This window comes from Arthrobacter sp. NPDC089319 (assembly GCF_040684925.1).
In the GTDB taxonomy this organism is placed as follows: Bacteria; Actinomycetota; Actinomycetes; order Actinomycetales; family Micrococcaceae; genus Crystallibacter.
The window spans coordinates 81,039-105,518 of record NZ_JBFBGZ010000002.1; the positions used below are offsets into that span (position 1 = coordinate 81,039).

25 protein-coding genes are annotated in these 24,480 nt (G+C 66.1%); 11 read left to right on the forward strand and 14 right to left on the reverse strand.

All coding sequences use genetic code 11. The features are described 5' to 3' along the window. Window positions 1-50: 50 nt before the first annotated feature. Together AB0N75_RS03205 and AB0N75_RS03210 are read left to right on the forward strand one after the other, a co-directional pair. Complete coding sequence (locus AB0N75_RS03205) at window positions 51-350, forward strand: type II toxin-antitoxin system VapB family antitoxin (RefSeq protein WP_127514137.1); 300 nt, start codon at window positions 51-53, stop codon at window positions 348-350. Then, complete coding sequence (locus AB0N75_RS03210) at window positions 343-1,014, forward strand: LytR C-terminal domain-containing protein (RefSeq protein WP_364645021.1); 672 nt, start codon at window positions 343-345, stop codon at window positions 1,012-1,014. The genes AB0N75_RS03205 and AB0N75_RS03210 overlap by 8 nt, the downstream gene beginning before the upstream one ends. 25 nt (window positions 1,015-1,039) lie before the next feature. On the opposite strand, the gene AB0N75_RS03215 is transcribed toward AB0N75_RS03210, so the two are convergent. Next, window positions 1,040-2,224, reverse strand: coding sequence for an MFS transporter (locus AB0N75_RS03215; protein ID WP_364645023.1), 1,185 nt, complete (start codon window positions 2,222-2,224; stop codon window positions 1,040-1,042). A gap of 471 nt (window positions 2,225-2,695) precedes the next feature. Here AB0N75_RS03215 and AB0N75_RS03220 point away from each other — a divergent pair, with 471 nt between their 5' ends. Beyond that, the gene (locus tag AB0N75_RS03220; RefSeq protein ID WP_364645965.1) at window positions 2,696-3,331 is read left to right on the forward strand and encodes a dihydrofolate reductase family protein; all 636 of its coding nucleotides are present in this window, start codon (window positions 2,696-2,698) and stop codon (window positions 3,329-3,331) included. 78 nt (window positions 3,332-3,409) lie between these two features. Here the strand turns inward: AB0N75_RS03220 and AB0N75_RS03225 are convergent, their stop codons facing one another. The 3 genes from AB0N75_RS03225 to AB0N75_RS03235 are packed head-to-tail and all read right to left on the reverse strand — an operon-like array spanning window position 3,410 to window position 7,056. After that, complete coding sequence (locus AB0N75_RS03225; RefSeq protein WP_364645968.1) at window positions 3,410-4,114, reverse strand: DsbA family oxidoreductase; 705 nt, start codon at window positions 4,112-4,114, stop codon at window positions 3,410-3,412. A 24-nt stretch (window positions 4,115-4,138) separates the two neighbouring features. After that, on the reverse strand, window positions 4,139-5,398 hold the full coding sequence (locus tag AB0N75_RS03230) for a M20 family metallo-hydrolase (protein WP_364645026.1): 1,260 nt from the start codon (window positions 5,396-5,398) through the stop codon (window positions 4,139-4,141). Continuing rightward, window positions 5,395-7,056 carry a thiamine pyrophosphate-dependent enzyme gene (locus tag AB0N75_RS03235; protein WP_364645971.1) on the reverse strand — a complete coding sequence of 554 codons (1,662 nt, stop codon included), beginning with the start codon at window positions 7,054-7,056 and terminating at the stop codon, window positions 5,395-5,397. Before AB0N75_RS03235 ends, AB0N75_RS03230 begins: the two co-directional genes overlap by 4 nt. 117 nt (window positions 7,057-7,173) lie before the next feature. On the opposite strand from AB0N75_RS03235, the gene AB0N75_RS03240 reads away from it, so the two are divergent. The 4 genes from AB0N75_RS03240 to AB0N75_RS03255 all read left to right on the forward strand — a co-directional run bounded on the left by AB0N75_RS03240 (window position 7,174) and on the right by AB0N75_RS03255 (window position 10,932). Further along, a complete protein-coding gene (locus AB0N75_RS03240; protein ID WP_364645029.1) occupies window positions 7,174-8,331 on the forward strand; it encodes a helix-turn-helix domain-containing protein in 1,158 nt (385 codons plus the stop codon). Window positions 8,332-8,562: 231 nt separating this feature from the next. Next, complete coding sequence (locus AB0N75_RS03245) at window positions 8,563-9,924, forward strand: MFS transporter (RefSeq protein WP_364645032.1); 1,362 nt, start codon at window positions 8,563-8,565, stop codon at window positions 9,922-9,924. Then, the gene (locus tag AB0N75_RS03250; protein ID WP_364645035.1) at window positions 9,921-10,316 is read left to right on the forward strand and encodes a RidA family protein; all 396 of its coding nucleotides are present in this window, start codon (window positions 9,921-9,923) and stop codon (window positions 10,314-10,316) included. The genes AB0N75_RS03245 and AB0N75_RS03250 overlap by 4 nt, the downstream gene beginning before the upstream one ends. Then, window positions 10,309-10,932: an RraA family protein gene (locus AB0N75_RS03255; RefSeq protein WP_364645038.1), complete on the forward strand. Its 624-nt coding sequence runs from the start codon at window positions 10,309-10,311 to the stop codon at window positions 10,930-10,932. The genes AB0N75_RS03250 and AB0N75_RS03255 overlap by 8 nt, the downstream gene beginning before the upstream one ends. A gap of 63 nt (window positions 10,933-10,995) precedes the next feature. Here the strand turns inward: AB0N75_RS03255 and AB0N75_RS03260 are convergent, their stop codons facing one another. Further along, window positions 10,996-12,375: an NAD-dependent succinate-semialdehyde dehydrogenase gene (locus AB0N75_RS03260; protein WP_364645041.1), complete on the reverse strand. Its 1,380-nt coding sequence runs from the start codon at window positions 12,373-12,375 to the stop codon at window positions 10,996-10,998. A gap of 133 nt (window positions 12,376-12,508) precedes the next feature. After that, a complete protein-coding gene (locus AB0N75_RS03265; protein WP_364645044.1) occupies window positions 12,509-13,948 on the reverse strand; it encodes an amino acid permease in 1,440 nt (479 codons plus the stop codon). Window positions 13,949-14,259: 311 nt separating this feature from the next. Here AB0N75_RS03265 and AB0N75_RS03270 point away from each other — a divergent pair, with 311 nt between their 5' ends. After that, window positions 14,260-15,606, forward strand: a complete 1,347-nt coding sequence (locus AB0N75_RS03270; RefSeq protein WP_364645047.1) for a hemolysin family protein — start codon at window positions 14,260-14,262, stop codon at window positions 15,604-15,606. Beyond that, window positions 15,607-16,650 (forward strand): hemolysin family protein, encoded by a 1,044-nt coding sequence (locus tag AB0N75_RS03275; protein ID WP_364645050.1) that lies wholly within the window; start codon window positions 15,607-15,609, stop codon window positions 16,648-16,650. Between the two features lie 59 nt (window positions 16,651-16,709). Here the strand turns inward: AB0N75_RS03275 and AB0N75_RS03280 are convergent, their stop codons facing one another. After that, complete coding sequence (locus tag AB0N75_RS03280) at window positions 16,710-17,606, reverse strand: helix-turn-helix transcriptional regulator (protein WP_364645053.1); 897 nt, start codon at window positions 17,604-17,606, stop codon at window positions 16,710-16,712. A gap of 124 nt (window positions 17,607-17,730) precedes the next feature. On the opposite strand from AB0N75_RS03280, the gene AB0N75_RS03285 reads away from it, so the two are divergent. Beyond that, entirely contained in the window at window positions 17,731-18,753 is a 1,023-nt protein-coding gene (locus tag AB0N75_RS03285) for a zinc-dependent alcohol dehydrogenase family protein (RefSeq protein ID WP_364645056.1), read from the forward strand. Between the two features lie 75 nt (window positions 18,754-18,828). After that, complete coding sequence (locus AB0N75_RS03290; RefSeq protein WP_364645058.1) at window positions 18,829-19,239, forward strand: cupin domain-containing protein; 411 nt, start codon at window positions 18,829-18,831, stop codon at window positions 19,237-19,239. Window positions 19,240-19,377: 138 nt separating this feature from the next. On the opposite strand, the gene AB0N75_RS03295 is transcribed toward AB0N75_RS03290, so the two are convergent. The 7 genes from AB0N75_RS03295 to AB0N75_RS03325 are packed head-to-tail and all read right to left on the reverse strand — an operon-like array spanning window position 19,378 to window position 24,443. Then, on the reverse strand, window positions 19,378-19,686 hold the full coding sequence (locus tag AB0N75_RS03295) for a hypothetical protein (RefSeq protein WP_364645061.1): 309 nt from the start codon (window positions 19,684-19,686) through the stop codon (window positions 19,378-19,380). Further along, window positions 19,686-19,913, reverse strand: coding sequence for a tautomerase family protein (locus tag AB0N75_RS03300; RefSeq protein ID WP_364645064.1), 228 nt, complete (start codon window positions 19,911-19,913; stop codon window positions 19,686-19,688). The genes AB0N75_RS03295 and AB0N75_RS03300 overlap by 1 nt, the downstream gene beginning before the upstream one ends. Before the next feature lie 9 nt (window positions 19,914-19,922). Then, window positions 19,923-21,404 (reverse strand): aldehyde dehydrogenase, encoded by a 1,482-nt coding sequence (locus AB0N75_RS03305; RefSeq protein ID WP_364645067.1) that lies wholly within the window; start codon window positions 21,402-21,404, stop codon window positions 19,923-19,925. Continuing rightward, window positions 21,397-22,149, reverse strand: coding sequence for an alpha/beta hydrolase (locus AB0N75_RS03310; protein ID WP_364645070.1), 753 nt, complete (start codon window positions 22,147-22,149; stop codon window positions 21,397-21,399). The genes AB0N75_RS03305 and AB0N75_RS03310 overlap by 8 nt, the downstream gene beginning before the upstream one ends. Window positions 22,150-22,151: 2 nt before the next feature. Then, complete coding sequence (locus AB0N75_RS03315) at window positions 22,152-22,703, reverse strand: amino acid synthesis family protein (protein ID WP_364645073.1); 552 nt, start codon at window positions 22,701-22,703, stop codon at window positions 22,152-22,154. Next, complete coding sequence (locus AB0N75_RS03320) at window positions 22,700-23,332, reverse strand: amino acid synthesis family protein (RefSeq protein ID WP_364645076.1); 633 nt, start codon at window positions 23,330-23,332, stop codon at window positions 22,700-22,702. Before AB0N75_RS03320 ends, AB0N75_RS03315 begins: the two co-directional genes overlap by 4 nt. Continuing rightward, window positions 23,325-24,443: an LLM class flavin-dependent oxidoreductase gene (locus AB0N75_RS03325; RefSeq protein WP_364645078.1), complete on the reverse strand. Its 1,119-nt coding sequence runs from the start codon at window positions 24,441-24,443 to the stop codon at window positions 23,325-23,327. Before AB0N75_RS03325 ends, AB0N75_RS03320 begins: the two co-directional genes overlap by 8 nt. Between the last annotated feature and the right edge of the window lie 37 nt (window positions 24,444-24,480).

Consider the following 24,480-nt stretch of genomic DNA (forward strand, 5'->3'; position numbering starts at 1 on the left):
CGCCAGCGGTTTGCGTTTCATTCAGCGCCGGAGTTCCTTAGGCTGGGTCCGTGATCTTCAAAGCCGTCGGCGACCATCGTCCCTATCCCGAACATGGCCACGTCAGCCCCAAGGACTGGGCGGGCGTGCCGCCGCGCCAGGTGCGCCTCGACGAGCTGATCACCACCAAGTCCACGCTGGACCTGGACGCCCTGCTGGCCGAGGACTCCACGTTCTTCGGCGACCTCTTCCCGCACGTGGTGCAGTGGAAGGGCAACCTCTATCTGGAAGACGGACTGCACCGCGCGGTCCGCACGGCGCTCCACCAGAGGGCCGTCCTGCACGCCCGGGTCCTGGTGGTCGATGACTGATACCAGCATCCCCCAGCAACCCAATCGCCCGCCCAAGCAGCCCTTGGACTGGAGGGGCCAACGCGTCATCACCGAAGATGATCTGGATGTTGCCTTCGAGGACGACGGCAATGTGGAGAAACCGCACATCTACCACCGCCGGATCCTGCACGGCGTGGTCCTGGTGCTGCTGGTGGGGCTGGTCATCGCCGCGGTGCTCACAGCCATGGCCGTGGCCCGCGGCGACCTGAAGATCCCCGGCTGGGGCCCGCCGCCACCGCCCGTGCCCATCACCTGTCCGGCCGGCACCTACGACTATCCGGACAACGGGTCCTTCCGGCTCAACGTCTACAACGGCACGCAGTTGGAGGGCCTGGGCAGCACCGTGGCATCCCAGCTGGCAGACCGCGGCTACGACATCGGCTCCGTCGGCAACAAGACGTTGAGTTTCTATGGCATGAGCGCCGTGGTTGTCTCCGGCGAGGCAGGGGAGGCCAACGCCTTCAACCTGCAGCGGAACATTCCGGATACGGAATACGTAGGCGACGACCGCGCAGACGCCAGCGTGGACGTGGTGGTGGGCGCCGGCTACAAGGAGCTGGTTCCCGTCAACCGGGTGGACCAAACGCCCGGCCTGCTGAGCTGCCCGCGGCTCTCGCCCGCCCCCACCGAGCCAGTCGGGTAGCGAGCCGAACCGGCCGCCTAGCGCCTCAGGCGCGGACGGCCCGGCCGCTGCTCCGGCCATGCGCAAAGAAGTACAGCAGCGTGGCCAGCACCATGACCACGGCCAGCATCAGGTACATGCCCGGGTAGTCGAGCACCGGAATGAGCGCGCCCAGAACGATGGGTCCTAGCCCTCCGCCGATGTCCAGCATCAGGAAGAATGTTGAGGTGGCGGTGCCGATCCGCATGGTCGGCGACACCTTGACCGCGATCGCTTGCGCGCTGGACATGACGGTGCCGAAACCGATGCCGCTGAAGATCGCCGATCCGATGATGGTCAGGATGGTGGGCTCCGGAATCAGCAGCAGCAGCCCCAGCACAAACGAGATCAGGGTGGGATACATGACGCTGTTGTCGCCGCGCCGGTCCTGGATCCGGCCGGCAAACAGGCGGGAAACCAGCACGGCCCCGGCGTAAACCATGAAGAACACGCTGGCCGAAGCGGCGGAGCCCCGCGTCTCCGCGTAGGAGGTCAGGAACGTCAGGATGCCGGAGTAGGAGGCTCCGGCCAGCAGGATGACGCAGGAGATCGGCAGCGCGGCCGTCTCAAAAATGTCGCTCAAGGTCATCCGGAACCTGCCGGGTCGCTTCGCGGCCGGCAGTTCGGGCACCCGCAGGAACAGGGCCACCACCAGCGCCGCTACGGAGGCCGCGGCGCAGAAGTAAAACATGGCGTTGTAGTTGCCCAGCCCGGCAAGCAGCACCCCCACAAACGGGCCCACCGCCGTCGAGAGCGTGGTGGACAAGCCAAAGTATCCGGTTCCTTCGCCGCGCCGGGCGTGGGGAATCAGGGTCTGAGCGGAGGCGGCCACGGCGGTAGTGCCGGCACCAAAGGCCATGCCGTGCACAATGCGCAGCACCAGCAGCCAGGCCAGCGAACCCGTGGGAATGTAGAGCAACGAGGCGACGACGAAGATCGCCATGGCCACCAGGATCAGCCTCCGGCGGCCGACGATGTCCAGCAGCCGTCCAGCGAAAATCCTGGCGATGACGGAACCGAGCACAAACGCGCTGGAGGCAAAACCGGCGGCGGTGTCGGACGCCTGGAATCGGTCGACGGCGTAGAGCGCCATGGTGGTCATCAGCAGGTAGAAGACCATGGAGATGAAGAGGTTGACGACGATCGCCAGGATGAAGTTCTTCGTCCACAGTTTCGTTGGTTGCTGATCCATCCCGATATCAGTCCTCTCCACAGTCGGGCCGGGCAGGCCGTTGCCAATCAGTGCACGCGCAGTCAAGCGGAACCGATTCGAGGGCGAACCGATCCGCAGTGGCTCAGTCAAGGTGCTCCCCCGCCGTCGCTCGGGGACAGTGGACGCCACAATCAAGGGGAAGCGGACCACTCCGGGACAGCAGTAAGGCCGTCAGCCGATTCAGTAGGTCCGTGGCAGGAGTCCTCATCCGTGAGGCGCCAAGCCTTCCCACTCTACTGGCGGCCGTTGTTCCACCCGGCAGGACGCGCTATGACCTTGGCCACCGGGCGCCGGCACGCGGCCGCCGGGCGCCGGCACGCGGGGCTCGGTGCTCGGGCCGGCTGCCGCGGGGCAGGAGCGCCGGCCCACCCTTCAACTACCAGTCGCCCCGGGGGTAGCATGTCGGCCAAGCGCCGCGATCCGGCCGGCGGGCAGAGCGAGGAGAACGCGATGGGCGAGGAAACCGCGGAAGCGTCGTCAGCGGATCTGATGGTGGACCTGATCATTTCCCTGGACGGGTATGCCTCGGCCGACGGCTGGCCCGGTTGGTGGGGTTTGGAGGGGCCGGAATACCTGGCCTGGCTCGATCAGGAAGGGCAGAAGGACTACACACTCCTGATGGGCGCGAACACCTATCGGCTGATGGCCGGGATGTCGAATGAAGCCGCGGCCCGGGACTCCGGTTTCTCCGAGGAGGAAACCGCCAGCCTGAGCGGCCTGGCCGCGGTGCCGAAGGTGGTGTTTTCCTCCACAGTGCAGGAGCCTCTGGCCTGGCCGAACACCGAGCTGGTCAGCGGGGACGCGGTTGAGGCCGTGCGGGAGATGAAGCGGACGCGGACCGGTACCCTGAGCACGCTCGGCAGCCTGAGCCTCACCCGGTCGCTGTTGACCGCGGGCCTGGTAGACCGGTTTAGGCTCGTCGTCTTCCCGGTGATCACGGGCAAAACCGGGTCCGAGCGGATCTACGACGGCTACCCGGACATTGCGCTGGAGATGGTGGACAGCAAACTCTTCGACGGCCGGCTCCAGCTGCTCGAGTACGTCCCCACCCTGCTCGACGGCCCGCCGGTGCGCGGCCCGCAGTGAGTCCGCGGACCGCGGTGAATTAACCGGCAAACCGGCAGGCCCCTCGAAAGGATCCTGCCGGTTTGCCGGTCAGTTAGGTCAGTTGCAGCCGTCCGGGCCGCACACCGCTCCGTCAGCGCTGGCCGACTGCGGCAGCACGGTCAGCGGGCTGCGCTCGTTCCATGCCTGCTGGATCGCCTGCGCAAACGCCTCGGCCGGCTGCGCGCCCGAAATCCCGTACTTGCGGTCCAGCACAAAGAACGGCACCCCGTTGACGCCCAGCGCGCGGGCCTCGGCAATGTCGGCTCGGACCTCTGCGGCGAAGCGGTCGCCCGCCAGCGCCTCGCGGATCTCGGCCGCGTCAAGGCCCAGTGCGACGCCGATGCTCACCAAATACTCCGCGTCGCCAATGTCCTGGCCGTGCTCGAAATGGCCGGAGAGCAGCGCTTCCTTGGCCTGGTCCATCAGGCCGTGTTCCTTGGCTAGGTGCAGGAAACGGTGCGCGGTGAAGCTGTTCGCCACCACGATCTTGTCGAAGTCGTAGTTCAATCCTTCGCCCGCGGCCTGCGCGGTGACATGGCCGAACATCTGCTTGACCTGCTCCTGCGGCATGCCCTTGATCCGGGACAGGTATTCGGTTTCGGTGCCGTCGTAGTGCTCCGGCAGCGTGGGGTCCAGCTGGTAGCTGCGCCACTCGACGTCGATCTGGTCCTTATGCTCGAAGCCCGCCAGGGCCGTCTCGAAGCGGCGCTTGCCAATGAAGCACCAGGGGCACGCGATATCTGACCAGATCTCAATCTTCATGGACACGTCAACATAATCCGCCGGTCAGCTATTCCGGGCGTCCAGTTCGCCGTCGCACAGCCGGCGGACAACATCCGTGAGCATGTGCAGGCCGGCCACAATGTCCTCGTCCCGGGTGTACTCGTGCTCGTTGTGCGAGATGCCCTCGACGGAAGGAACAAAGAGCATCACCGTCGGAACAATGTCCTTCATATTGGTCGAGTCATGCCCGGCCAAGGTCTTCACCTTCCGATAGGACAGGCCGAGGTCGACGGCGGCTTTCTCGGCCAGATCCACGCCCTCGGGCTGGTAGGGCATCACGGGCCAGCAGTGCGAGCTTCCCTTCTCAATCCGCACGTCTGCTGCCTGCTCGATCTCCAGCATCCGGTCATGCAGGAGCTGGTCCGCCTCGGCCAGCACCGCCTCATCTGCGGACCGCAGGTCCAGCAGCAGGTTAACCCTGGAGGGCACCACGACCGGGGAGTTGGGATACACGTTCAGCTGTCCCACGGATGTGTGCAGCACGCCGGGGAACCTGTCCGCGATCTCGCGTGCCGCCACGACCAGCATGGAGGCTCCCAAGAGCGCATCCTTTCGGTCCGCGATTACCGTGGATCCGGTATGCGACTGCTCGCCGTGGACCACGAACTCGTACTTGTTGGCTGCCCAGTTTGAGTCCACCAGGCCGATGGTCACGCCATCGCGCTCCATGCTCCGGCCCTGCTCAATGTGGATCTCTGCGCAGTACGCCGCTGTCGGCCCCGTGCCGGATCCCATGCATCCGATGGACTGGAGCGCCTCCGAGACGGTGACGCCGTCGGGGTCCTGCACGGCCAAAGCAGCCGTTGCGGCCATCTTTCCGGTGTAGACAGAGCTGCCCATCATGGAGGGCTTGAACCGGGCCCCCTCCTCGTTGAACCAGTTCACCACCGCCAGGTTGTACTGCGGCACAGCGCCGGTGGAGCGCCATTCGGCTGCCAGCCGGAACGCGGCGTGCGCCGCGGCGAGAACACCGTACGCACCGTCGTACTTGCCCGCCGTCGGCTGGGAATCCAAGTGAGACCCCACCACCACGTAGGGCGCCCCCGCCGCCAATTCCAGAAGACCAAACTGGTTGCCCACCTGGTCGAACTCGACGCGGAACCCCTCCGACTCCAGTAACTCGGTGAACCACCGCCGCTGCTCGCCGTCCGCAGCCGAGCCGGCCAGCCGATGCACGCCACCGTTCTCGGTCGCGCCAAATTGGCTCAGCACCCCGAAGTCCCGAACGAACCGCTCGTCTTGGTGGAAAAACTGTGTGCTCATCGAGCTTCCTCCTGCTCTCCGGTCTTCGGCGACCGGATGGACGGGTCCTGCAACACATGGAGCAGCGCGGGCTTGCCGCTGGCTGCGGCGCGGCGGAACGCATCCCGGAAATCCGAGGTCCGCTCCACCCGTTCGCTATGGCCGCCGAAGGACTCGGCCCACTGTGCGAAGTCCGGGTTGGTCAGGGCTGTGCCCGACGGCCGCCCCGGATACGAACGTTCCTGATGCTCGCGGATGGTGGCGAAACAGCCGTTATCCACCACGATGACAACAGGAGCGCTGCCGTACGCCACGGCGGTTGCCAATTCCTGTCCGTTCATGAGGAAGCAGCCGTCGCCCGCCACGGAGACCACCTGGCGCCCGGGGAAGATCAGCCCTGCCGCCACTGCCGCCGGGATTCCTACGCCCATCGCGCCGTTGCGCGGTGCCACCAGGGAGTCTGCTGTTGCGTGCTGTAAATAGCGCGCCGGCCACAGCGCGTGGTTTCCCGCCCCGTAGGTGATGACGGCGTCGTCGTCCAGTTCGTCGCGCAGCACCGCCATGCACTCGGTGAGGTCCACACCGCGGCCGCCGTCGGTAGGAGCCGGGGAGCTAAAGCGCTCGTACTCCGCGCGGGCGTCCGGCAGCCAGGAGGGCTCCGCTGCGCTGGTGGCAGAGCGTCCGGCGAGAGCCTCGATAAACGCGACCGGATCGGCCACGATGTGCTGGTCCAGCCGCCCGAAGTGACCCAGAGTGTCGCCTGGCATCACCACCACGGTCTCCGCTTCCAAGCCGACGGTGTAGCCGTCACTGAGCACGTCCGCGCGCGGACAACCGACGAAGACCAGCAGATCCGATTTTTCGAAACGGCCAACGAGCGCGTCGCTGCGGGCGTAGCCGAGGGAACCCACGTAGCTGTTGCCGCCGTCGAGCCGGTGAGGGACGGCATCATAGGCGCGGAAGTCCGCCGCCACCGGAATGGCCCGCTCGGCCGCCCAGCGGACCAGCGCTTCACCGGAGTCTTGGGTCCAGCTTTCGCCACCCACCACGACCATTGGCCGACCGGCGTTTGCCAGCCTGGTTTCGAATTCCTGCAACGCCGACGACGACGGGGCCGTCCGCGCCAAGGCACGAGGGGGGACGGGGGCGCAGCCCGGGACAGTGTGGGTGAGCACGTCTTCAGGGAGGCCGATGACCACGGGGCCGGGACGGCCGCTGAGAGCCGTGTGGATGGCGTCGTCAACAATCGCGGCAGCCGAGGCTGCATGGTCGAGGGTCAGGACCTTTTTGGCGGTACTGCCAAACCAGGCGTTGATGTCGAACTCCTGGAAGGACTCGCGTCCGCGGTCTGCCACAGGAATGAGACCGACGAAGAGCACCAACGGAGTGGCGTCCTGATAGGCGGTGTGGACGGCGATGAACGCGTTCGCTGCACCGGGGCCTCGGGTCACCATGGCGACGCCTGGGAGGTTGGTCAGCCGGCCCTCGGCCAGCGCCATGAATCCGGCACCGCCTTCGTGGCGGGTGACAACTGTGCTGATGGAGGAATCGTGCAAGCCATCCAAGACGTCCAGGAAGCTCTCACCCGGTACGCCATAGACCCGCTTCACCCCGGCTGCCTCGAGCTGTGCGACGATCAGATGGCCCGCGCTGAGGTCGGCTCCGCCGACCTGTTGCATGGCTTCGGTGCTCACGCTGTTCCCTTCATTCGGTCAATGTCTCGTTCCATGCTGGCAGCCCGAAACTGCGAAGTAACTAGCTGAAGCCAACCCCTTTGGCGGTAATACACTGTGCTCATGCACACCGCCGTTGACGAGGACTCTGATCGCGCCTGGGCCCGGCTGGTCGAGCGATTACGGCAGCGGGCCGAACCGCTAGCGCTGGATTTCGTCACCCGGGTCCGGAACATTCCGGGTTATGCGCAGAACCTTGTCGGTCCAGATGATCTGGAGTTAACAGCGGCCGGTTCCCTCCAATTGATCCTGGACTGCTTGGACGCGCCTGCCTCCTATCCCGGGCTGTTGAAGTTTGCGGAGGAACTGGGTGCCAGACGGGCCCGTCAAGGCGTTCCCCCGGAGGCACTGATCTCCGCGGTACGCCTTGATTTCCCAGTGATCTGGGGCATGCTCCTTGAGCTGTCCGGCCCGGAAGAAGCTGCACTGCTGACAACACGGGTGGAAAGCGTGTGGAAAGTGGTTGACGACTACGCGGCTGCCGCCCACTCCAGCTATCTGGCCGAACGCATCATTATGGCCCGTGAGGAGGCCGGGGTGCGGCACGAGTTTGTGGCTGCACTATTCGGGCCGGAGGGACAGCTGCCGGAAACCCGGAACCGGTTCGCCAAAGCCTTCGACGTAAACCCCGATGGCCGGTTCGGAATTGCCGCCGCGCAGGGGAAATCTGCTGCATCGCTGCGGCGGCTCGCAACCTTTTCGCACCGGGGGGCACCGGCCTTTCTCCATCAGACCGAAAAATACACCTACGTGTTCTGGCCGGAAACGCAGGGCATGCAAGACCTCGCCGACCTGCGGGTCCCGGCTCCGTTGGCGACGGTGGCATGCGGCGTGCACGGGCCGGTCCTTGGTCTCGGGGAACTGATTCCGGCGGCACGTATTGCAGGTGTGCTCAGCGATCTAGTGACCGGCGGGGACCGGCAACCGCTGACTGTGGGCAAGGATTGGACCCGGCTCACCCGCCTGCGGATGGCCGGGATCGGGGTCGACCTCCGGGCGGGACTCGAGGCGCAACTGGCTGAGTGCCGTCCAGACGAACGCGACCGGTTGGAGGAAACCGTGCTTTGCTTTATCCGCAACGGAAGTGTCACCGAAACCGCCGAGAAACTGTACTGCCACCGCAACACCATCCTGAACCGGCTGAAGCGGTTCAAGGACCTGACCGGGATTGACCTCATGAAACCTATTGAGGCTGCTCGGGCCGTCATCGCGTGGGGCTGAGGCGGAGCCCGCAGCGGTGAAGCGCAGCTAGGACGGCAAGAGGGTCACCCGCCGTTACCGTGCTGATCAAGGTGTGCAGATGCCCAACCCAGTCGGCTTAAACGTGTGTGCTTTTCGATTGTGAGGCACACTACAGCGCGGGAATAGTGGGTAGGGCAATTGAGGGAGTCACCCGCACCAGCGTGCGGCACGCAACCGCCGACTTATTCTCGCACCCCTATTGGAGATGCAATGTCCCACGATGTGACACAAACCAGCGCGGCCGACGCCCGCCTGGACCGCAAGAAGATGCGGAAGATTTCCACGGCCAGCGTCATCGGCACCACCGTGGAGTGGTATGACCTGTTTCTCTTCGGCACCGCGTCAGCGCTGGTGTTCAACCGGATCTTCTTCCCCGAGCTCGACGGCGCCATCGGCACCATCCTGTCGTTCCTGACCTTCGCCTCGGCGTACCTCGCCCGGATGGTCGGCGCCATTCTGTTCGGTCACTTCGGCGACCGGCTGGGCCGCAAATCCATGCTTCTGATTTCACTGATGACCATGGGCGCGGCCACTTTCGCCATTGGCTTGGTGCCGGACTACGCCACCATCGGTATTGCAGCGCCGCTGCTGCTCCTGCTGCTCCGGCTGATCCAAGGGCTGGCGCTGGGCGGCGAATGGGGCGGTGCGGTGCTGATGACCGTTGAGCACGCGCCGGAAAACCGCCGCGGCTTCTTCGGGTCCATGGTGCAGATCGGTGTGCCCATCGGAACCTTGCTGGCCAACGTAGCCTTCCTGATCGTGGCCTCCAACTTGAGCGACGAGGCCCTGCTCAGCTGGGGATGGCGTGTACCGTTCCTCCTCTCCGCCGTTCTGGTCGCGGTGGGTATCTACATCCGCCTGAACATTGAAGAGACCCCTTCCTTCAAGATGGTCCGCGAGACGGGCGCCAAGGCCAAAATGCCCTTCGCCTACCTGATGAAGCGGTACTGGAAGCAGGTCATCCTGGGCGGTGTAGCTACGCTCTCCACGGGCAGCACTTTCACCCTCTTGGTAGCTTCCGGCGTCAACTACGGCACCGCCGAGCTGGGTTACTCCAAGAACATGATGCTCTGGGTGGTCATGTTCGCCTGCCTGCTGGCGTTCGTTGCCATTCCCTTCTTCGGGCGCCTCTCCGACCGCGTGGGCCGCAAGCCAATCATCTTCGCAGGCGTCGTCGCGGAGGCTCTCCTGGCCTTCCCGTTCTTCTGGCTCCTGAACTCGGGATCCGAGCTCATGGTTTTCGTTGCGTACGGCCTCATGATGCTCGCGTTCTCGGCCAACTACGGCCCGATCGCCACCTTCCTGGCCGAACTGTTTGGTTCCAAGGTCCGTTATTCGGGTCTGTCGGTCTCGTATATGCTCTCGGGCCTGTTGGGCTCTGCGGCTACGCCCGCCATTACCGTGGCGCTTCTGGCCGCTACCGGGCAGAGCTCGTCCATCGCCTGGTACATCATGGGAGCCGCCGTGCTGTCCCTGATCGCCCTGTATCTGCTGACCGAGACTCGCCACGGCGACATCGACGCCCTGGACAATACGGACACCGTCAAGTCGTCCGTCAAGGCGGCGCCGTGAGCATCCGCCGCATCACGGCCGCGCCTGGTGCGGTAGGGCCGGTAGGGCCCTACTCCCAGGCGGTGGTGGCCAACGGATTTGTCTTCACGTCCGGGCAGATCCCGGCCGGTCCCGGTGGTTTGGACGATCAGCCGGAGAGTTTTTCCGATCAGGTCCGCCAAGCCATCCGGAACCTGGAGTCCATCTTGACCGAGGCCGGCAGCGGTCTGGAGCACGTGGTCAAAGTGAACACCTATCTGACCAGCGCGGACCAGCTCGAGGAGTACAACCGCGTGTACGACGAGTACTTCGGCCCGCACCGGCCTGCACGCACCTCTGTCTGCGTCAGCCTCTGGGGCGTGTCCTTGGAGATCGAATGCGTGGCTGTAGTTCCGGGAGCCGACCATGGATGAGCTGATGCTCCAGCAATTGCGTCGAGTGAGCCTCCCGACCTTGGGCCACTTTCTTGAGGACGGCTTCTGCACCTCGGAGATTCGAAGCATGGTTCCAGGAGTGCGCATGATGGGGATTGCCGCCACCGCGATGATTCCTGACGCGGACGCCGTGGCAGTAAATCAGGCGCTTGTCCGGCTGCAGCCCGGAGAGGTGCTGGTCCTCGACATGAACGGCGACCACAGCCATGCGCCAGTGGGTGCGGTGACCACAGCCGCAGCGCGGTCACGCGGTGCGGCGGGAATCTTGGTAGACGGACCGGTCACCGATCTTGCGGATTTGCGGGCAGAAGACGGCGACAGTCCGCTGCCGGTGTTCGCTCGCGGCACCACATGCCTGACCACTAAGCGGTACGGTTCCGGCCGGGCAACGTTTGGGGTTCCGGTCACGGTGGGCGGAGTGACAGTGAACGCCGGCGACATTGTGCTCGGTGATGAGAACGGCGTGGTGGTGTTGGCACCCGGCGCCGCGGCCGGCGTCGTTGCGGCTGCCCTTGAATCAGACGATGCCGAGCCTGCGATCCTGAAGCGGATCGCGGCCGGGGAACCGCTGGAGGATGTGCTCTACCTCGGTTAACGAGGCGCAAGCAGCGAAGGCCCGGGTGCGTTCTAGATGCACCCGGGCCTTTGGCACGGTGCCTTACCGGGCTTGCGGGATCCGAATGAGCTTCTTGTTCACGAATTCGTCCATGCCGAAGCGGGCCAGTTCACGGCCAACGCCGGAACGCTTGACACCGCCGAAAGGTAGATCCGGCTGGGTTCCCGTGGGGCTGTTGATCCACACCATGCCGGTGTCGAGCCGGTCCGCGACGCGCCTGGCCTGCTCGACGTCGGCACTGAAGACCGAACCACCCAGACCATAGGCGGAGCTGTTGGCGAGTTCGACTGCCTCTTCTGCGTCTTTCACCTTGTAGACCACTGCCACGGGCCCGAAGATCTCCTCGCTGTACGCGCGCATCCCCGGCACCACCCCGGTGAGCACGGTGGGAGACACAAAGGCGCCGGAGCCGTCTGGGCGGGTGCCGCCGGTGCGGACCTCGGCACCTTTGGCTACCGCATCCTGAACCTGGTCCATCACGCCACGGGCGGCCGCCTCCGACGACAGCGGACCAAGCCGGGTCCCTGATTCCGTGGGGTCGCCAGGGACAATGCGCGCCATCTTGGCGGTGAACTTGTCCACGAACTCGTCATAGTGGTCTTCCAGGACAATGAAGCGCTTGGAGGCAGTGCACGCCTGCCCGGCGTTGCCCATGCGTCCGGCGACGGCGGCCTTGACCGTGGCGTCCAGGTTCTCGCCATCGAGCACGATGAACGGATCGGACCCGCCAAGCTCCAACACAACCTTCTTCAGGTTCCGGCCGGCTATCTCAGCGACGGCGGACCCTGCGCGCTCGGACCCGGTCAGTGACACGCCCTGCACGCGGGGGTCGGCGATGATGTCCGCGACTTGCTCATTGCTCGCGAAGACGTTGACGTAGGCGCCTTCGGGGAGGCCGGCGTCGCGGAACAGGGCCTCCATGGCGAGTGCTGACTCGGGGCAGCTGGGGGCGTGCTTCAGGAGCACGGTGTTGCCCAGCATCAGGTTGGGTGCGGCCAACCGGGCCACTTGGTAGTACGGGTAGTTCCACGGCATGATGCCCAGCAGGGCACCGATGGGTTCGGTACGGACCACGGCCTCGCCGCCGCCGCGTACGGTGAGGTGCTCGTCCTGCATGAAGGATTCGCCTTCGGTGGCGTAGTACGCGTAAATGTCTGCCACGAGGTCCACCTCGCCCAGCGCCTCGCGGGTCGGTTTGCCCATCTCGCGGGTGATGATGGCGGCCAGTTCTTCACGGCGCGCGGTGTAGAGGTCCGCCGTCTTCTGCAGGATTGAGGCACGCTGCGCGGCAGGCACTGCGCGCCATTCCTGATAGGCCCGGTGGACGCTGGCGACGGAGGTCTCGATGTCCGCCGCCGACGCGTGCGGATACTGATTGATTGTCTCGCCGGTCGCAGGGTTGGTTACGGTGTAAGCAGTCATCGTTCCAACGTACAGGTGCCCGTCCGGCGAGCAGCGCACGATTGTGGGGACTCACATATCGGCCCCGCACAGTCTGAATAGTTGCACAGCGTCGGCCGCCCACATTGCCCAACGGCGGAGAACACGAAGAAGCCTAGATCTTGGTGTCCAACCCGGAACCCGCTTCCGGCGCCGGCTCCATGCCGGTCTGGTCCGCCAGCTCTGCGCGGCGGCGGCCTGCACCCTTGACCCCGAAGCGGTAGGCCAGGAACAGCAACCCGATCCACACGCAGCCCACCACCAGCGCCACCCGGGTGTCCGGCATGATGCCCAGCAGCACCACGATGAAGGCCATGAACGCCAGCGCCAGATAGGACGCCACCGGCCAGAACGGCACCGGGAATTCCGACGCGGGCAGGCCCTTCCGCGCAATCTCCCGCTTCATCGCGATGTGCGAGAGCAGGATCATCAGCCAGACCCAGACGGTGGCGAAGGTCGCGATCGACGCGACGATCAAGAACAGCGACTCGGGCAACAGCGCATTAAGCACGACGCCGGCCAGCAGCACCGCGGCCATCGTCGCCACCGTCATCCACGGCACGCCGTGACGGGAAATCTTCGCGAACGCCTTCGGCGCGTGGCCCTGTTCGGCCAGCCCGTACATCATCCGCCCGGCCCCGAAGGTGTCCGAGTTGATCGCGGAAATGGCGGCGGTGATCACCACGGCGTTGAGGATGTGCGCGGCGGCGGGGATGCCCAGCATGTCGAAGATCTGCACGAAGGGGCTGGTGGATCCGTCGATCCGGTCCCACGGCGAGATCATCATCAGCACGGCCAGCGTGCAGACGTAGAACAGCAGGATCCGTAGCGGCACGGTGTTGATCGCGCCCGGAATCGCTTTCTTCGGGTTCTCCGCCTCGCCTGCCGTGATGCCGATGGTCTCGATTCCGCCGAAGGCAAACATCACAATCGAGAAGGAGGCCAGCAAGCCCCAGAATCCGTTGGCGAAGAAACCGCCCGAGCCCAGCATGGTTTCCAGCCCGGGGTTGGCCCCGGCCGGCAGCCCGAAGCCGAAGATGATGATCGCCGCGCCGCCCAGGATCATGGCGATGATCGCCACCACCTTGACCAGCGAGAGCCAGAACTCGGTCTCGCCGAAGACTTTGACCTTGACCAGGTTGATCGCTGCAATGAAGAAGACGACGGCGAGGATCCAGATCCAGCGCGGCACATCGGGGAACCAGAAGCCCATGTAGATGCCGAACGCGGTCACGTCCGCGATTGCCACGATGGCCATCTCGAACGCGAAGGTCCAGCCGGTGATGAAGCCGGCGAACGGACCCAGATAGCGGCTGGCATACTGGCCGAACGAGCCGGAGACCGGGTGCCGCACGGCCATCTCGCCCAGCGCCCGCATCACCAGGAACACCGCCGCGCCGCCGATCGCGTAGGCCAGCAGCACGGCCGGCCCGGCAGCCTGGATGGCCGCGGCCGAACCGTAGAACAGGCCGGTGCCGATGGCGGAGCCAAGGGCCATGAAGCGGATGTGGCGGACAGTCAGGCCGCGCGCGAGCGCGGAAGCGAATTGCGGCATGGGAAAAACGACCTTGCTGAAAGGGGAAGTGGGCCGGCGCTGAAAATGCGGCCAGTCAATTCTACGCCCGCCCGCAAACTGGCTGACTGCAGCGTCCCGCGGCAACCGTTGTCGGCGTCGTCCTGCCTTTTGCAGCGATTGGATCCGGAATGGCAGAATGAGGGTGTCCACGGCGATCACGCCGCGGGCTTTTTCTGGCTTTTGATCTTGAGAGGATCTGATGTCCACTCCCGGTGACAGTCCGGGGCATAGTCCATGCCCCTGCTGATGCTCGAACACGCTCCGAGAAATGCAGCAGGGGGTGCCCCTCAGTGGAAGTAATCTCGATCCTTGGCGGCCTGTTGCTGGTCGCTGGCTGCGGTTTATTCGTCGCGGCCGAGTTCTCCCTCATCACTGTCAACCGCAATGCGGTTAGGGACGCAGCCGACGCCGGCGACAAGAAGGCCGTCGGTGTCCTGAAAGCGATGAACTCGCTCTCCACCCAGCTGTCCGGCGCCCAGTTGGGCATCACGCTGACCAACCTGGGCATCGGCTTCCTCGCCGAACCCGCCATCGCCGCCCTCGTGCTGGGCCCGCTGATGGATGCGGGGCTCGCCGAGCAGGCAGCCCGTTCGGTGTCCATCACCATCGCCTTGGTCCTGGCCACGGTGCTGACCATGGTCTTCGGCGAACTGGTGCCGAAGAACCTGGCGATCGCCAAACCACTGGCCACGGCGCGTGCCGTGTCAGGCTTCCAGCGCGGATTCAGCGCCGTGACCAATCCGCTGCTCGTGTTCTTCAACGGCACGGCCAACAAGCTGGTCCGGGCCATGGGCATTGAGCCGCAGGAAGAACTTGCCTCCGCCCGGTCCGCCGAGGAGCTCACCGTCTTGGTGCGGCACTCTGCCCGGCAGGGCGTACTGCCCGAGGAGACCGCAGAACTGGTGCGCCGGTCGTTCGCCTTTGGAACCCGACGCGGCCATGACGCGATGACCGCCCGCACCCGGATGATTTCTGTCGTCCCGGACCAGAGCGTTCAGTCGATGCTCGACGTGGCCGCCGCCAGCGGCCACTCCCGCTTCCCCGTGATGGAGCCCGGAGCCCACCAGGTGCTGGGCATCGTTCACATCCGGCGTGGCCTGGCCGTGCCCTTTCCCGAGCGGGGCCTCCGCACCGTCACGGAGATCATGGACGCCCCGACGCTGATCCCGGACACGGTCGAACTCGACGACCTGATGGACACGCTCCGGTCCGGCGGCCTGCAAATGGCCGTGTTGATCGATGAGACCGGCGACGTCGCGGGCCTCATCACCCTGGAGGATCTTGTCGAGGAGCTCGTCGGCGAAGTCCTAGACGAACACGACCCCGATGACGGCAGTAGCGAACGGCTGCCGTTCGGCGTCTGGCGCCTTGACGGGGCCCTTCGACCCGACGAGGCGACGGAAATCCTGGGTTACGCCATTCCGGAAGGCAGCGAGTACGACACCCTCGCCGGCCTGATCACCCTCCAGCTGGGCCGGATAGCCCAGGCCGGAGACGCCGTCGAACTGGTCACCGAGCGTTCCCCTGGCCACCCGGCTGCCGCCGTGGAGCTCCGCGTCGAGGAGATGGATGGTGCGCGGATTGCCAAGATCCTGGCGACCGCCACGCTCCTCGAAACCGAAGAAGAGGTGCGCTAAATGGACGCTGTCGGAATCATCCTGACCATCGTGCTGCTCGCCGCGAACTTCTTTTTCGTCGGAGCGGAATTCTCCCTCATCGCAGCACGGCGCAGCATTGTGGAACCCCGGGCGGAGCAAGGCGGACGGGCCGCCAAGATGACCCTGTGGGCCATCGAGAACGTCTCGCTCATGATGGCCGGCGCGCAGTTGGGCATCACCGTCTGCTCGCTGGCACTGGGCTACGTCACCAAACCCATGGTGGTCTACGCCCTCGAAGGGCCCTTCACCGCGTGGGGAGTCCCCGCAGGGCTAATCGATCCGATCGCCTACGCCATTGCCCTGGGCGTGGTGACGTTCCTGCACGTGGTGCTCGCCGAGATGGTGCCGAAGAACATCGCTTTGGCCGGACCCGAGCGGATGGCCTTCATTCTTGGGCCGGTCCTGGTTGTTGTTGTTCGCGTCCTGCAACCATTGCTGTGGTGCATGAACGCTATGGGTAACGGCATTCTTCGCCTATTCAAGGTCGAGCCCAAGAACGAGGTCGCCAGCACTTTCACCCGGAACGAGGTGGCCGGCCTAGTTGAGGAATCGCGTGAAGGCGGAATGCTCGACCATCAGGATGAACGGCTCTTGCTCGGCGCGCTGACGTTCGAAGAACGGTCGATCGAAAGCATCGTGATCCCGCTCAGCAAGGTCACGACCCTTCCCTCCGGATGCACACCCGAGCAGATCGAGCAGGTCGCCGCCAACGGCTTCTCGCGCTTCCCCGTTCAATCGGCCAGCGGGAAACTCGACGGATATGTCCACGTCAAGGACCTGCTTGGACTCAATGCCGCGGCCAGGGACCAGCCGTTGACGGCCAGCCTAGTCCGCGAGCTACCGCAGGTGAACCTCAGCGCCGCGCTGCGGTCCTCGTTGCATCGGATGCAGCGTGAAGGGGCGCACCTCGCGCTGGCGATTGACGACGACGGCCGTCCGTATGGAATCGTGACGCTCGAGGACATGCTCGAAGAGCTCGTCGGGCAGATCCGTGACGACAGCCGGAGTACCAGCCGGGCCTGAGACCGGACAATACGACCGGGGGCTCCCGCTGTGGAGCCCCCGGTTGGCGGGCCCCGGCCCTAAGTCGCGGGACGCTCTTCCTGGGTTAGGGCGGCGTGCGGGGTATGGTCGGCGCCCCAGCTGGCGAGCAACCGAAGGCGTTCGGCAGAGGGGCTGCCGGGTTCTGCCGTGTAAACCATCAGGACAAGTCCCGGCTCCGCGGTGATGGCGAGTTCTTCATACGCGAGGGTGAGCTCGCCGACCACCGGGTGGTTGAAGCGTTTGGTGCCGGTGCCGTGGGTGCGCACGTCGTGGGCAGCCCACAAGCGGCGGAAGGTATCACTCTGGGTGGAGAGTTCACCGACCAGATCCTGCAGCGTCCGGTCGTGCGGGTCGCGGCCGGCTTCGGTGCGCATGATGCCCACGCACATTCCGGCGAACAGTTCCCAGTCCGGATAGAAGGACCTGGCCGCCGGATCGAGGAACTGGAACCGTGCGAGGTTGGGGGTGCGTCCGCCGTCGCCGATTAAAGGGGAGTAGAACGCGCGGCCCAGCGCATTGGTCGCCAGCAGGTTCTGGTACGAGTCGCGGACGAAGGCAACGCCGTCGGTGATCGCCTCGAGCGCCCACTGCAGGCTGGGCCGGGCGGCCTGTTGCGCCGTAGCGCGCCGCCGCGGACGGCCGGAAGCGGGGATGCCGTCGGCTGCCCGGGCGAGATCGAACAGGTGGGCGCGTTCGGTGTCGTCGAGCTGCAGTGCCCTGGCCAGTGCTTCCAGGACGGACGCCGAAGCCCCGGCGATCGCGCCGCGCTCCAGCTTGGAGTAGTACTCCACGCTGACGCCGGCGAGGATGGCCACCTCGGTGCGCCGGAGGCCGGGCACACGCCTATTCATCCCGCCGGGCAGTCCAGCCTCTTCCGGCGTGATCTTTGCTCGGCGGGACATCAGGAATTCCCGCACCTCTGCCCGATTGTCCATGTTTTCAGGGTAGGCGACGCCGCGGTCCCTAAGGGTGCCCTGTCAGTACACCTTTCCACAGGGACTCCCGCGGGCGCGCCGGGCGCGATTCACTGGTGGGGTACCAACGAAAGGAGCACTCCCCATGCGTGGAGTTGTGATGTACGCCCCCGGCGATGTCCGGGTCGAAGACCGTGAGAAGCCCACCATCCTGGAGCCGACCGACGCGATCATCCGGGCGGCGGCAGTCTGTGTCTGCGGTTCGGATCTGTGGCCGTACCGCGGGATCGAGCAGCTCAACGGTCCCACGCCGATGGGGCACGAGTACGTCGGCGTGGTTGAAGAAGTGGGTGCGGATGTCCGCAACGTGGAGGTCGGCGACTTCGTTGTCGGTTCCTTCGTCGCCTCCGACAACACCTGCGAGATCTGCCAGGCGGGCTACCAGTCCCGCTGTGTGCACAGCGTGATGATGGGCTCCGTCGGCACCCAGGCCGAGCTCATCCGGATCCCTTGGGCCGACGGCACCCTGGTCCGCACCCCGGGAATGCCGGATCCCGACCTGATTCCGTCGCTGCTGGCGGCCTCCGACGTGCTGGGCACCGGATGGTTCGCTGCGGTGGCCGCCGAGGCCGGACCCGGGAAGACCGTGGCCATCGTCGGAGACGGGGCCGTCGGACTGTCGGCGATCCTGGCCGCTAAGCAGTTGGGGGCCGAGCGCGTGATCGCCATGTCCCGCCATGCCGACCGGCAGGCCCTGGCCCGCGAATTCGGTGCCACCGACATCGTCGAAGAACGCGGCGAGGCCGGCATTGCAAAGATCAAGGAGCTCACGAACGGACTCGGCGCCCACTCCGTCGTCGAGGCCGTTGGCACGCAGGAGTCGATGGAGCAGGCAATCGGTTCCACCCGGCCCGGCGGACACATCGGCTATGTGGGAGTCACCCATGACGTGAAGCTGGACGGCCTCGACCTGTTCTTCTCCGGCGTGCACCTGCACGGCGGCCCGGCTCCGGTGCGCCGGTTCCTGCCGGAACTCATCCAGCTCATCTGGGACCGCAAGATCGAGCCCGGCAAGGTCTTCGACCTGACGCTCCCGCTGGAAGACGCCCCCAAGGCGTACCTCGCGATGGACGAACGGACCGCCACCAAGGTGCTGCTCACCCTCTAGTCCGGTGCGGACTCTCCAGCACGGACCATCCGGGCAACGGCCCGGATGGTCCGTGAAGACAACGAAAGGAACCAGATGAGCACGCACATGCAGCCCAAGAAGTCGACCGTCAAAGGGCCGGCCGACTGGTTCACCGGCGACGTGTACTTCAACGCGTACTACGCCGGCGAAGCGCCCTCCAGAACCCGGCTCAACCTGGTCCGGTTCACTCCCGGAGCACACACCGCGTGGCACAAGCACGCCGTCGGGCAGACCCTGCACGTGACCGAAGGCATCGGCTACGTACAGTCCCGCGGCGAAGCGGTCATCGAAATCCGGCCGGGCGACACCGTCTACACCCCGCCGGGAGAATGGCACTGGCACGGTGCCACCGCCGACAACTTCATGTGCCACCTCGCTCTATGGGACGCGCCGGAACCCGGCAGCGACGAACCGGAAACCACCTGGGGCGACAAGCTCACCGAGGAGGAGTACCCCGGCGAGTAGGCAGAACGACGGGCTAAGAGCCCATCATCATCAGCGGTCAGCGGTCAGCGGTCAGCGGTCAGCGGTCAGCGGTCAGCGCAGCGGCCCTGGCCCCCGGCGGAGATACCTGTGTCTCCGCCGGGCGGCAGTGCGTCCCCTCTACTCTCGGTAGTCGATGTGCGCGCGGACACTGCCGCCGTCGTCGCTGAGCCAGCCGCGGCTCTTCGCGAAGGAGATCATGCCGTCGAACCCCTCGGCCCACTGCGGCGGTTGGGCGGCTCCGCCGGCGCGCAACTGTTCCATCTCCAGCCAGGCATAGCCGGCGTCGACGGTACCCAACCCGGCGGCCGCCAGTGCGTGGGCAACGTCTTGTTCGACCAGTCCGCCGCCGGCGCGCACGGCGAGTTCGCGTAGGTTCTCCAGGTCCTTGACGGCGGCGCCGCCCGACCGGCTCACTTCCACATACATCAGGCGGGGTTTCCTTCCGTGACAGACGTTGGGGCGCCCTGTTGGCGCTCGGCGATGGTTTGGTCGGCCTTCGACCAGTGGGTGGCCGGGACTTCCCGGATGATCACCGTCGTATTTTCCGGCAGCGCGCCGACGGACTCTTCCGCGGCACGGTGCAGGGCGCTGACCAGATTCCGCAACTGCTGCGGCGAGCGGCCCTCGGCGATGGATACGTCGATCAGTGGCATGTCTTCCTCCTAGCTGCGCATCACGAACGGGTCCGCGACCGGACCCTCGTCGGTGTTGATCCAGACGCTCTTCAGCCGGGTGTACTCGTGCATCGACTCCATGCCGTGCTCGATGCCCACGCCGCTGTTCTTGAAGCCTTGCCGCGGCGACATCGGCGACATCGCCCGGTAGGTGTTGACCCAGACCGTCCCGGCTTCCAGCCGCCGGCTCATCCGGTGGGCGCGGGCCAGATTCTGCGTCCAGACTCCGGCGGCCAGCCCGTACTGGGTGTCGTTGGCCAACTGCAGCACTTCTTCTTCCGTGTCGAACGGCATGATGGCGGCCACCGGGCCGAAGATCTCCTCGCGGACCACGCGCATCGAATTGTCGACGTCGGTGAGCACCGTGGGTGCGTAGAAGTAGCCCGGCAGCCCGGTCTCCGGCCGGCCGCCGCCCGTGAGGACGGTGGCGCCCTCGGAGACGCCCAGCTCCACGTAGGAGTCCACCTTCTCCTGCTGCGCGGCAAACGCCAGCGGTCCCAGCTCGGTGTTGTCCTGCAGCGGGTCGCCGATCACGATGCTGGCCGCCCGCTTGGCCACCAATTCCAGCAGTTCGTCATAGACGGACCGGTGTGCGAAGACGCGGCTGCCGGCGATGCAGGTCTGGCCGGCCGCGGCAAAGATGCCCGCCACCACGCCCATCGCCGCGTTGGCCACATTGGCGTCCTCGAACACGATGTTCGGGCTCTTGCCGCCGAGCTCCAACGTGGTGCCGATGAAGCGGGAGGCGGCGGACGCGGCGATCGCGGATCCGGTGGCGGTGGAACCGGTGAAGGAGATCTTCGCGATTCCGGGATGGTTCACCAGCGCGGCGCCGGCCTCCGCGCCCAGGCCGGTGACCACGTTGACCACGCCGTCGGGGAATCCGGCTTCGGCGGCCAGCTCGGCCAGCCGCAGGACGGTGCGGGACGTGTATTCGGAGGGCTTGATGACGATCGTGTTGCCGGCGGCCAGCGCCGGGGCGAGCTTCGACGTGGTCAGGGTCAGCGGCGAATTCCACGGCGTGATGGCCCCGACGACGCCCAGCGGTTCGCGCTGCGTGTAGTTGAGGATCGCCGGGTTGGTGGTAGGGATCTGGCTGCCCTGCACTTTGTCGGCCAGACCGGCGTAGTAGTAGAAGTATTCCGGCAGCGTAGCCAGCTGGCCGCGCATCTCGCGCAGCAGCTTGCCGTTGTCCTCGGTTTCCATCCGGGCCAGTTCTTCGGCGTTGTCGCCCACCAAGTCGCCGAGCCGGCGCAACAGGTGCCCGCGTTTGGTCTGGCTCAGGTCGCGCCAGAGGGGGTTTTCGAATGCGGCGCGGGCGGCCGTGACAGCGCGGTCGACGTCGGCCTTGCTGCCACGGGCGGCCGAGTAGAGGACCTCGAGCGTGGCGGGGTTGGTGCTCTCGAAGTAGGCGCCCTCGGCGGGTGCGCTCCAGCCGCCGTCGATGAAGTGGTCGTAATTCCTAGTCATGCGGATCGTGACTCGATTCGTTGAGGAAGTCGGTGATGAGACGCGCCAGTTCGGCCGGACGCTGCACCGGCAGCATGTGCCTGGTTCCGGGTACGACGGCGGTGCGTGCCGCCGGGATGGCCTCGCCTAGGCGGCGGGTCATCTCCGGGGTCGAGCCCGGGTCCTGGTCACCGGTGACGGCCAGCGACGGCACCGCGATGGCACCCAGCTCCGCACCGATCTCCGCGTCCGCGGTGGCAAAGACCCGGTAGGCATGCAGATACGACTGCCGGTCGTTGGCCAGCAGGGTCCGGCGGATCCCGTCCACGGTTCCGGCGTCGGTGCCGGAACCGGCCGGGAACCAGCGCTCAATCGAGGCGTTGACGCTGCCGGGAAAATCGGCCGCGGCGTTTTCCAGCCGGGAGGCGACCGAGGCCGCCTCCTGCGGGGTCCGGCGGCAGACCGAGCTGACACTGGTCAGGCTGGCCACCAGCTCAGGCCGGAACCGGGCCAGGTGTTGTGCCACCAGCGCGCCCAGCGAGAATCCCACCAGGTGTGCCCGCCCCGGCAGGCGGGATGCGACGTCGTCGGCAAGGTCAGCGAGCGAGACCGGCTGCTCCAGCCGCGGCCGGGCGCCGTGGCCGGGCAGGTCCAGCGCCAGCACGGTGCGTCCGGAGGACTCGCCGAGCAGTTCGCCCAGCTGTTCCCACATCGAGCGGTCCAGCCCGACGCCGTGGAGCAGGACGATCGGCAGATTCGTCTCCACGGTTACTGTTCGGTGGACAAGGGCGCCAGCCGCTGCTGCGGGCGGCCCTGCGAGGCAGCAGCCAGCGCTATCACGATCTCGCCCGGATGCGGCGCATCCGCCAGCCGGACCTCGATGCTCTGGTGGTGCGAGCGGATGGTCGCGTCGGTGACGTGCTTCAGCGGGATGTCGAACGTGACTCCGGCCGGGCCGCGCTTTTCCACGGCCGGCAGCAAGGTGGTGGCGCTGGCGGCATTGCGGAAGTGGTCGCCGAACTTGAGCGTGTGGATCAGCGCCGAGCCGTGCTCGATTTCGCCCTCCAGCCCCACAATCGCGGCCTTGCCATACGCTTCCACCGTGCCGCCGAGGGCCTTGACTACGCGCGGGGCCAGGAGCTCGCCCACCTTGGAGGCTGCCGCCTCAATGCCGGCGGTCAGGTCCTCGACAAAGCCCTGGCCGTGCCACGGATTGTCGATGACCGCGGCGACGACGGCGACCCGGGCATGGGGTTCGACCGGGCGGCCGCCTTCGGTCAGGGTTTCTTCGGTTAGGGTGACGATCTTGCGGACGTTCATGCGGTGGCTCCTTCGAGGATGCGGGATGTGACGGCGGGGTCGGTGCTGCGGTCGCCGATTCGGGCGTGCGGGCGTGGGCCGGTGGACGCGGCGGCAACCACCACGATCTCGTCCGGCCGGGGGCCGTCGGAGATCCGTGCGGTGATGGTCTGGTAGTGGCTGCGGGTGGCCGCCTGGGTCTTGTGCCACATCGGCACCACCAGTGCCTCACCCGCGCCGGCCCGGTCGTCGGCGAAGCAGATGATGGACGTGCCTTCCAGGAACTCGCGGACCAGGTTGCCGAAATACGGTGTGTGGATCAGCGCTCCGGCATGTTCGATTTCGCCGGAGGTTCCGACGATCGCGGCCTTGCCGAACGCCTCGATCCGGTTCGCGCCGCCCAGTCCGGCAATCAGCCGGTCGGCCAGCAGCCGCGCGACCACCGGCGCGATCGTTTGCGACGCCGGTGCCAGATCCGTGGCCGGCGGCGTTCCGATCCACGGGTTGGTGATTACCGCAGCGGCGGTCGCCCGGAACACCGGAGCTGGCGCCGACGCACCGTTTTCCTGCAGCACTTCTTCCTGGTAGTAGACGATTTTGCGGATGCCGGCCTGTTCCCCGGAGGCGGCCAGCCCTGCGCTGCTAGTCAAAGTGGGGCTTCACTTTCTCGGAGAACAGCTCCAGGCTGCGCATCGCCTTCTGGTGCTTCAGGCCGGGGTGGGTGGTCCAGAGCATCATGTGCTCTAGCCCGACTTCGCGCTGCAGCTCCTGGATCTTCTCGGTGACGTACTCCGGCGTGCCCACCAGCATGTTGCGGTCCATCAGCATGTCGAAGTCCAGCGTGTGCGCGTCGGTGAGCTCTTCGCCCTCCTCCATCAGGTTGGACAGGCCGCGCCAGTGGGTGATCCAGCGGTAGGTGTTCATGACCGCTTCCTCGAACTCTTCGCGCGCCTGCTCCATGGTGTCGGCCACGTACACGTCGCGGACCAGTGCGATGCCCTCGCCCAGCGGAACTTCGCGGCCCTGGGCCTGCGCAGCGTGCTGGCGGTACAGCTCGAACCGGCCCTTGAGTGCGGAGACCGGCGGCAGCCAGAAGATGCCCTGCACCCCGTTTTCTGCGGCGCCGATGATGGAGCGCGGGGTGTCGATGACCTGCCAGAGCGGCAGCTTCGGCTGCAGCGGCCGCGGCGTCACGGCCATCTTGGTGATGACGCCGTCCTCGGTGTACTCGGGGGTGGCGGGGGAGAGCGGGTGGTTCCACTTCACGCCCGGGGCCGGGAACTCATAAAACTCGCCCTTGTGGCTGAAGAAGTCGTTGTACCAGGCCTTGTCCAGGATCTCCATGGTCTCGGCGAACAGCGCCCGGTTCTTCTCCTGGTCGCGCGGATCTGCTGCCCGGTTAAGGTTCAGCGCCTCGCGCCCGTACAGGCCGCGTCCGACGCCGACCTCGAGCCGGCCGTCGGAGAGCTGGTCCAGCAGTGCCAGGTCTTCGGCCAGCCGCAGCGGATGCCAGAACGTCACAATGGAAGCGGCCTGGCCAATGCGGATCTTTGACGTGCGAGCCGCAATGTCCACGCCCATCATGATGGGGTTGGGCGTCAGTTCCTGGCCCTCGTGGCCGAAGTGGTGTTCGGTGTACCAGGTGGACCAGAAGCCGTACTTCTCGGCGGCCACGGCATACTCGCGCGCATCCTTCATGTGCTGGTTGTAGTTGCCCAGGTCGCCGGGGGCGCCGAGGCCGTGGAAGATGGAAAAGCGCATGGTGGGTCCTTTCACCGGGCTTAGATGCCCGGATGAC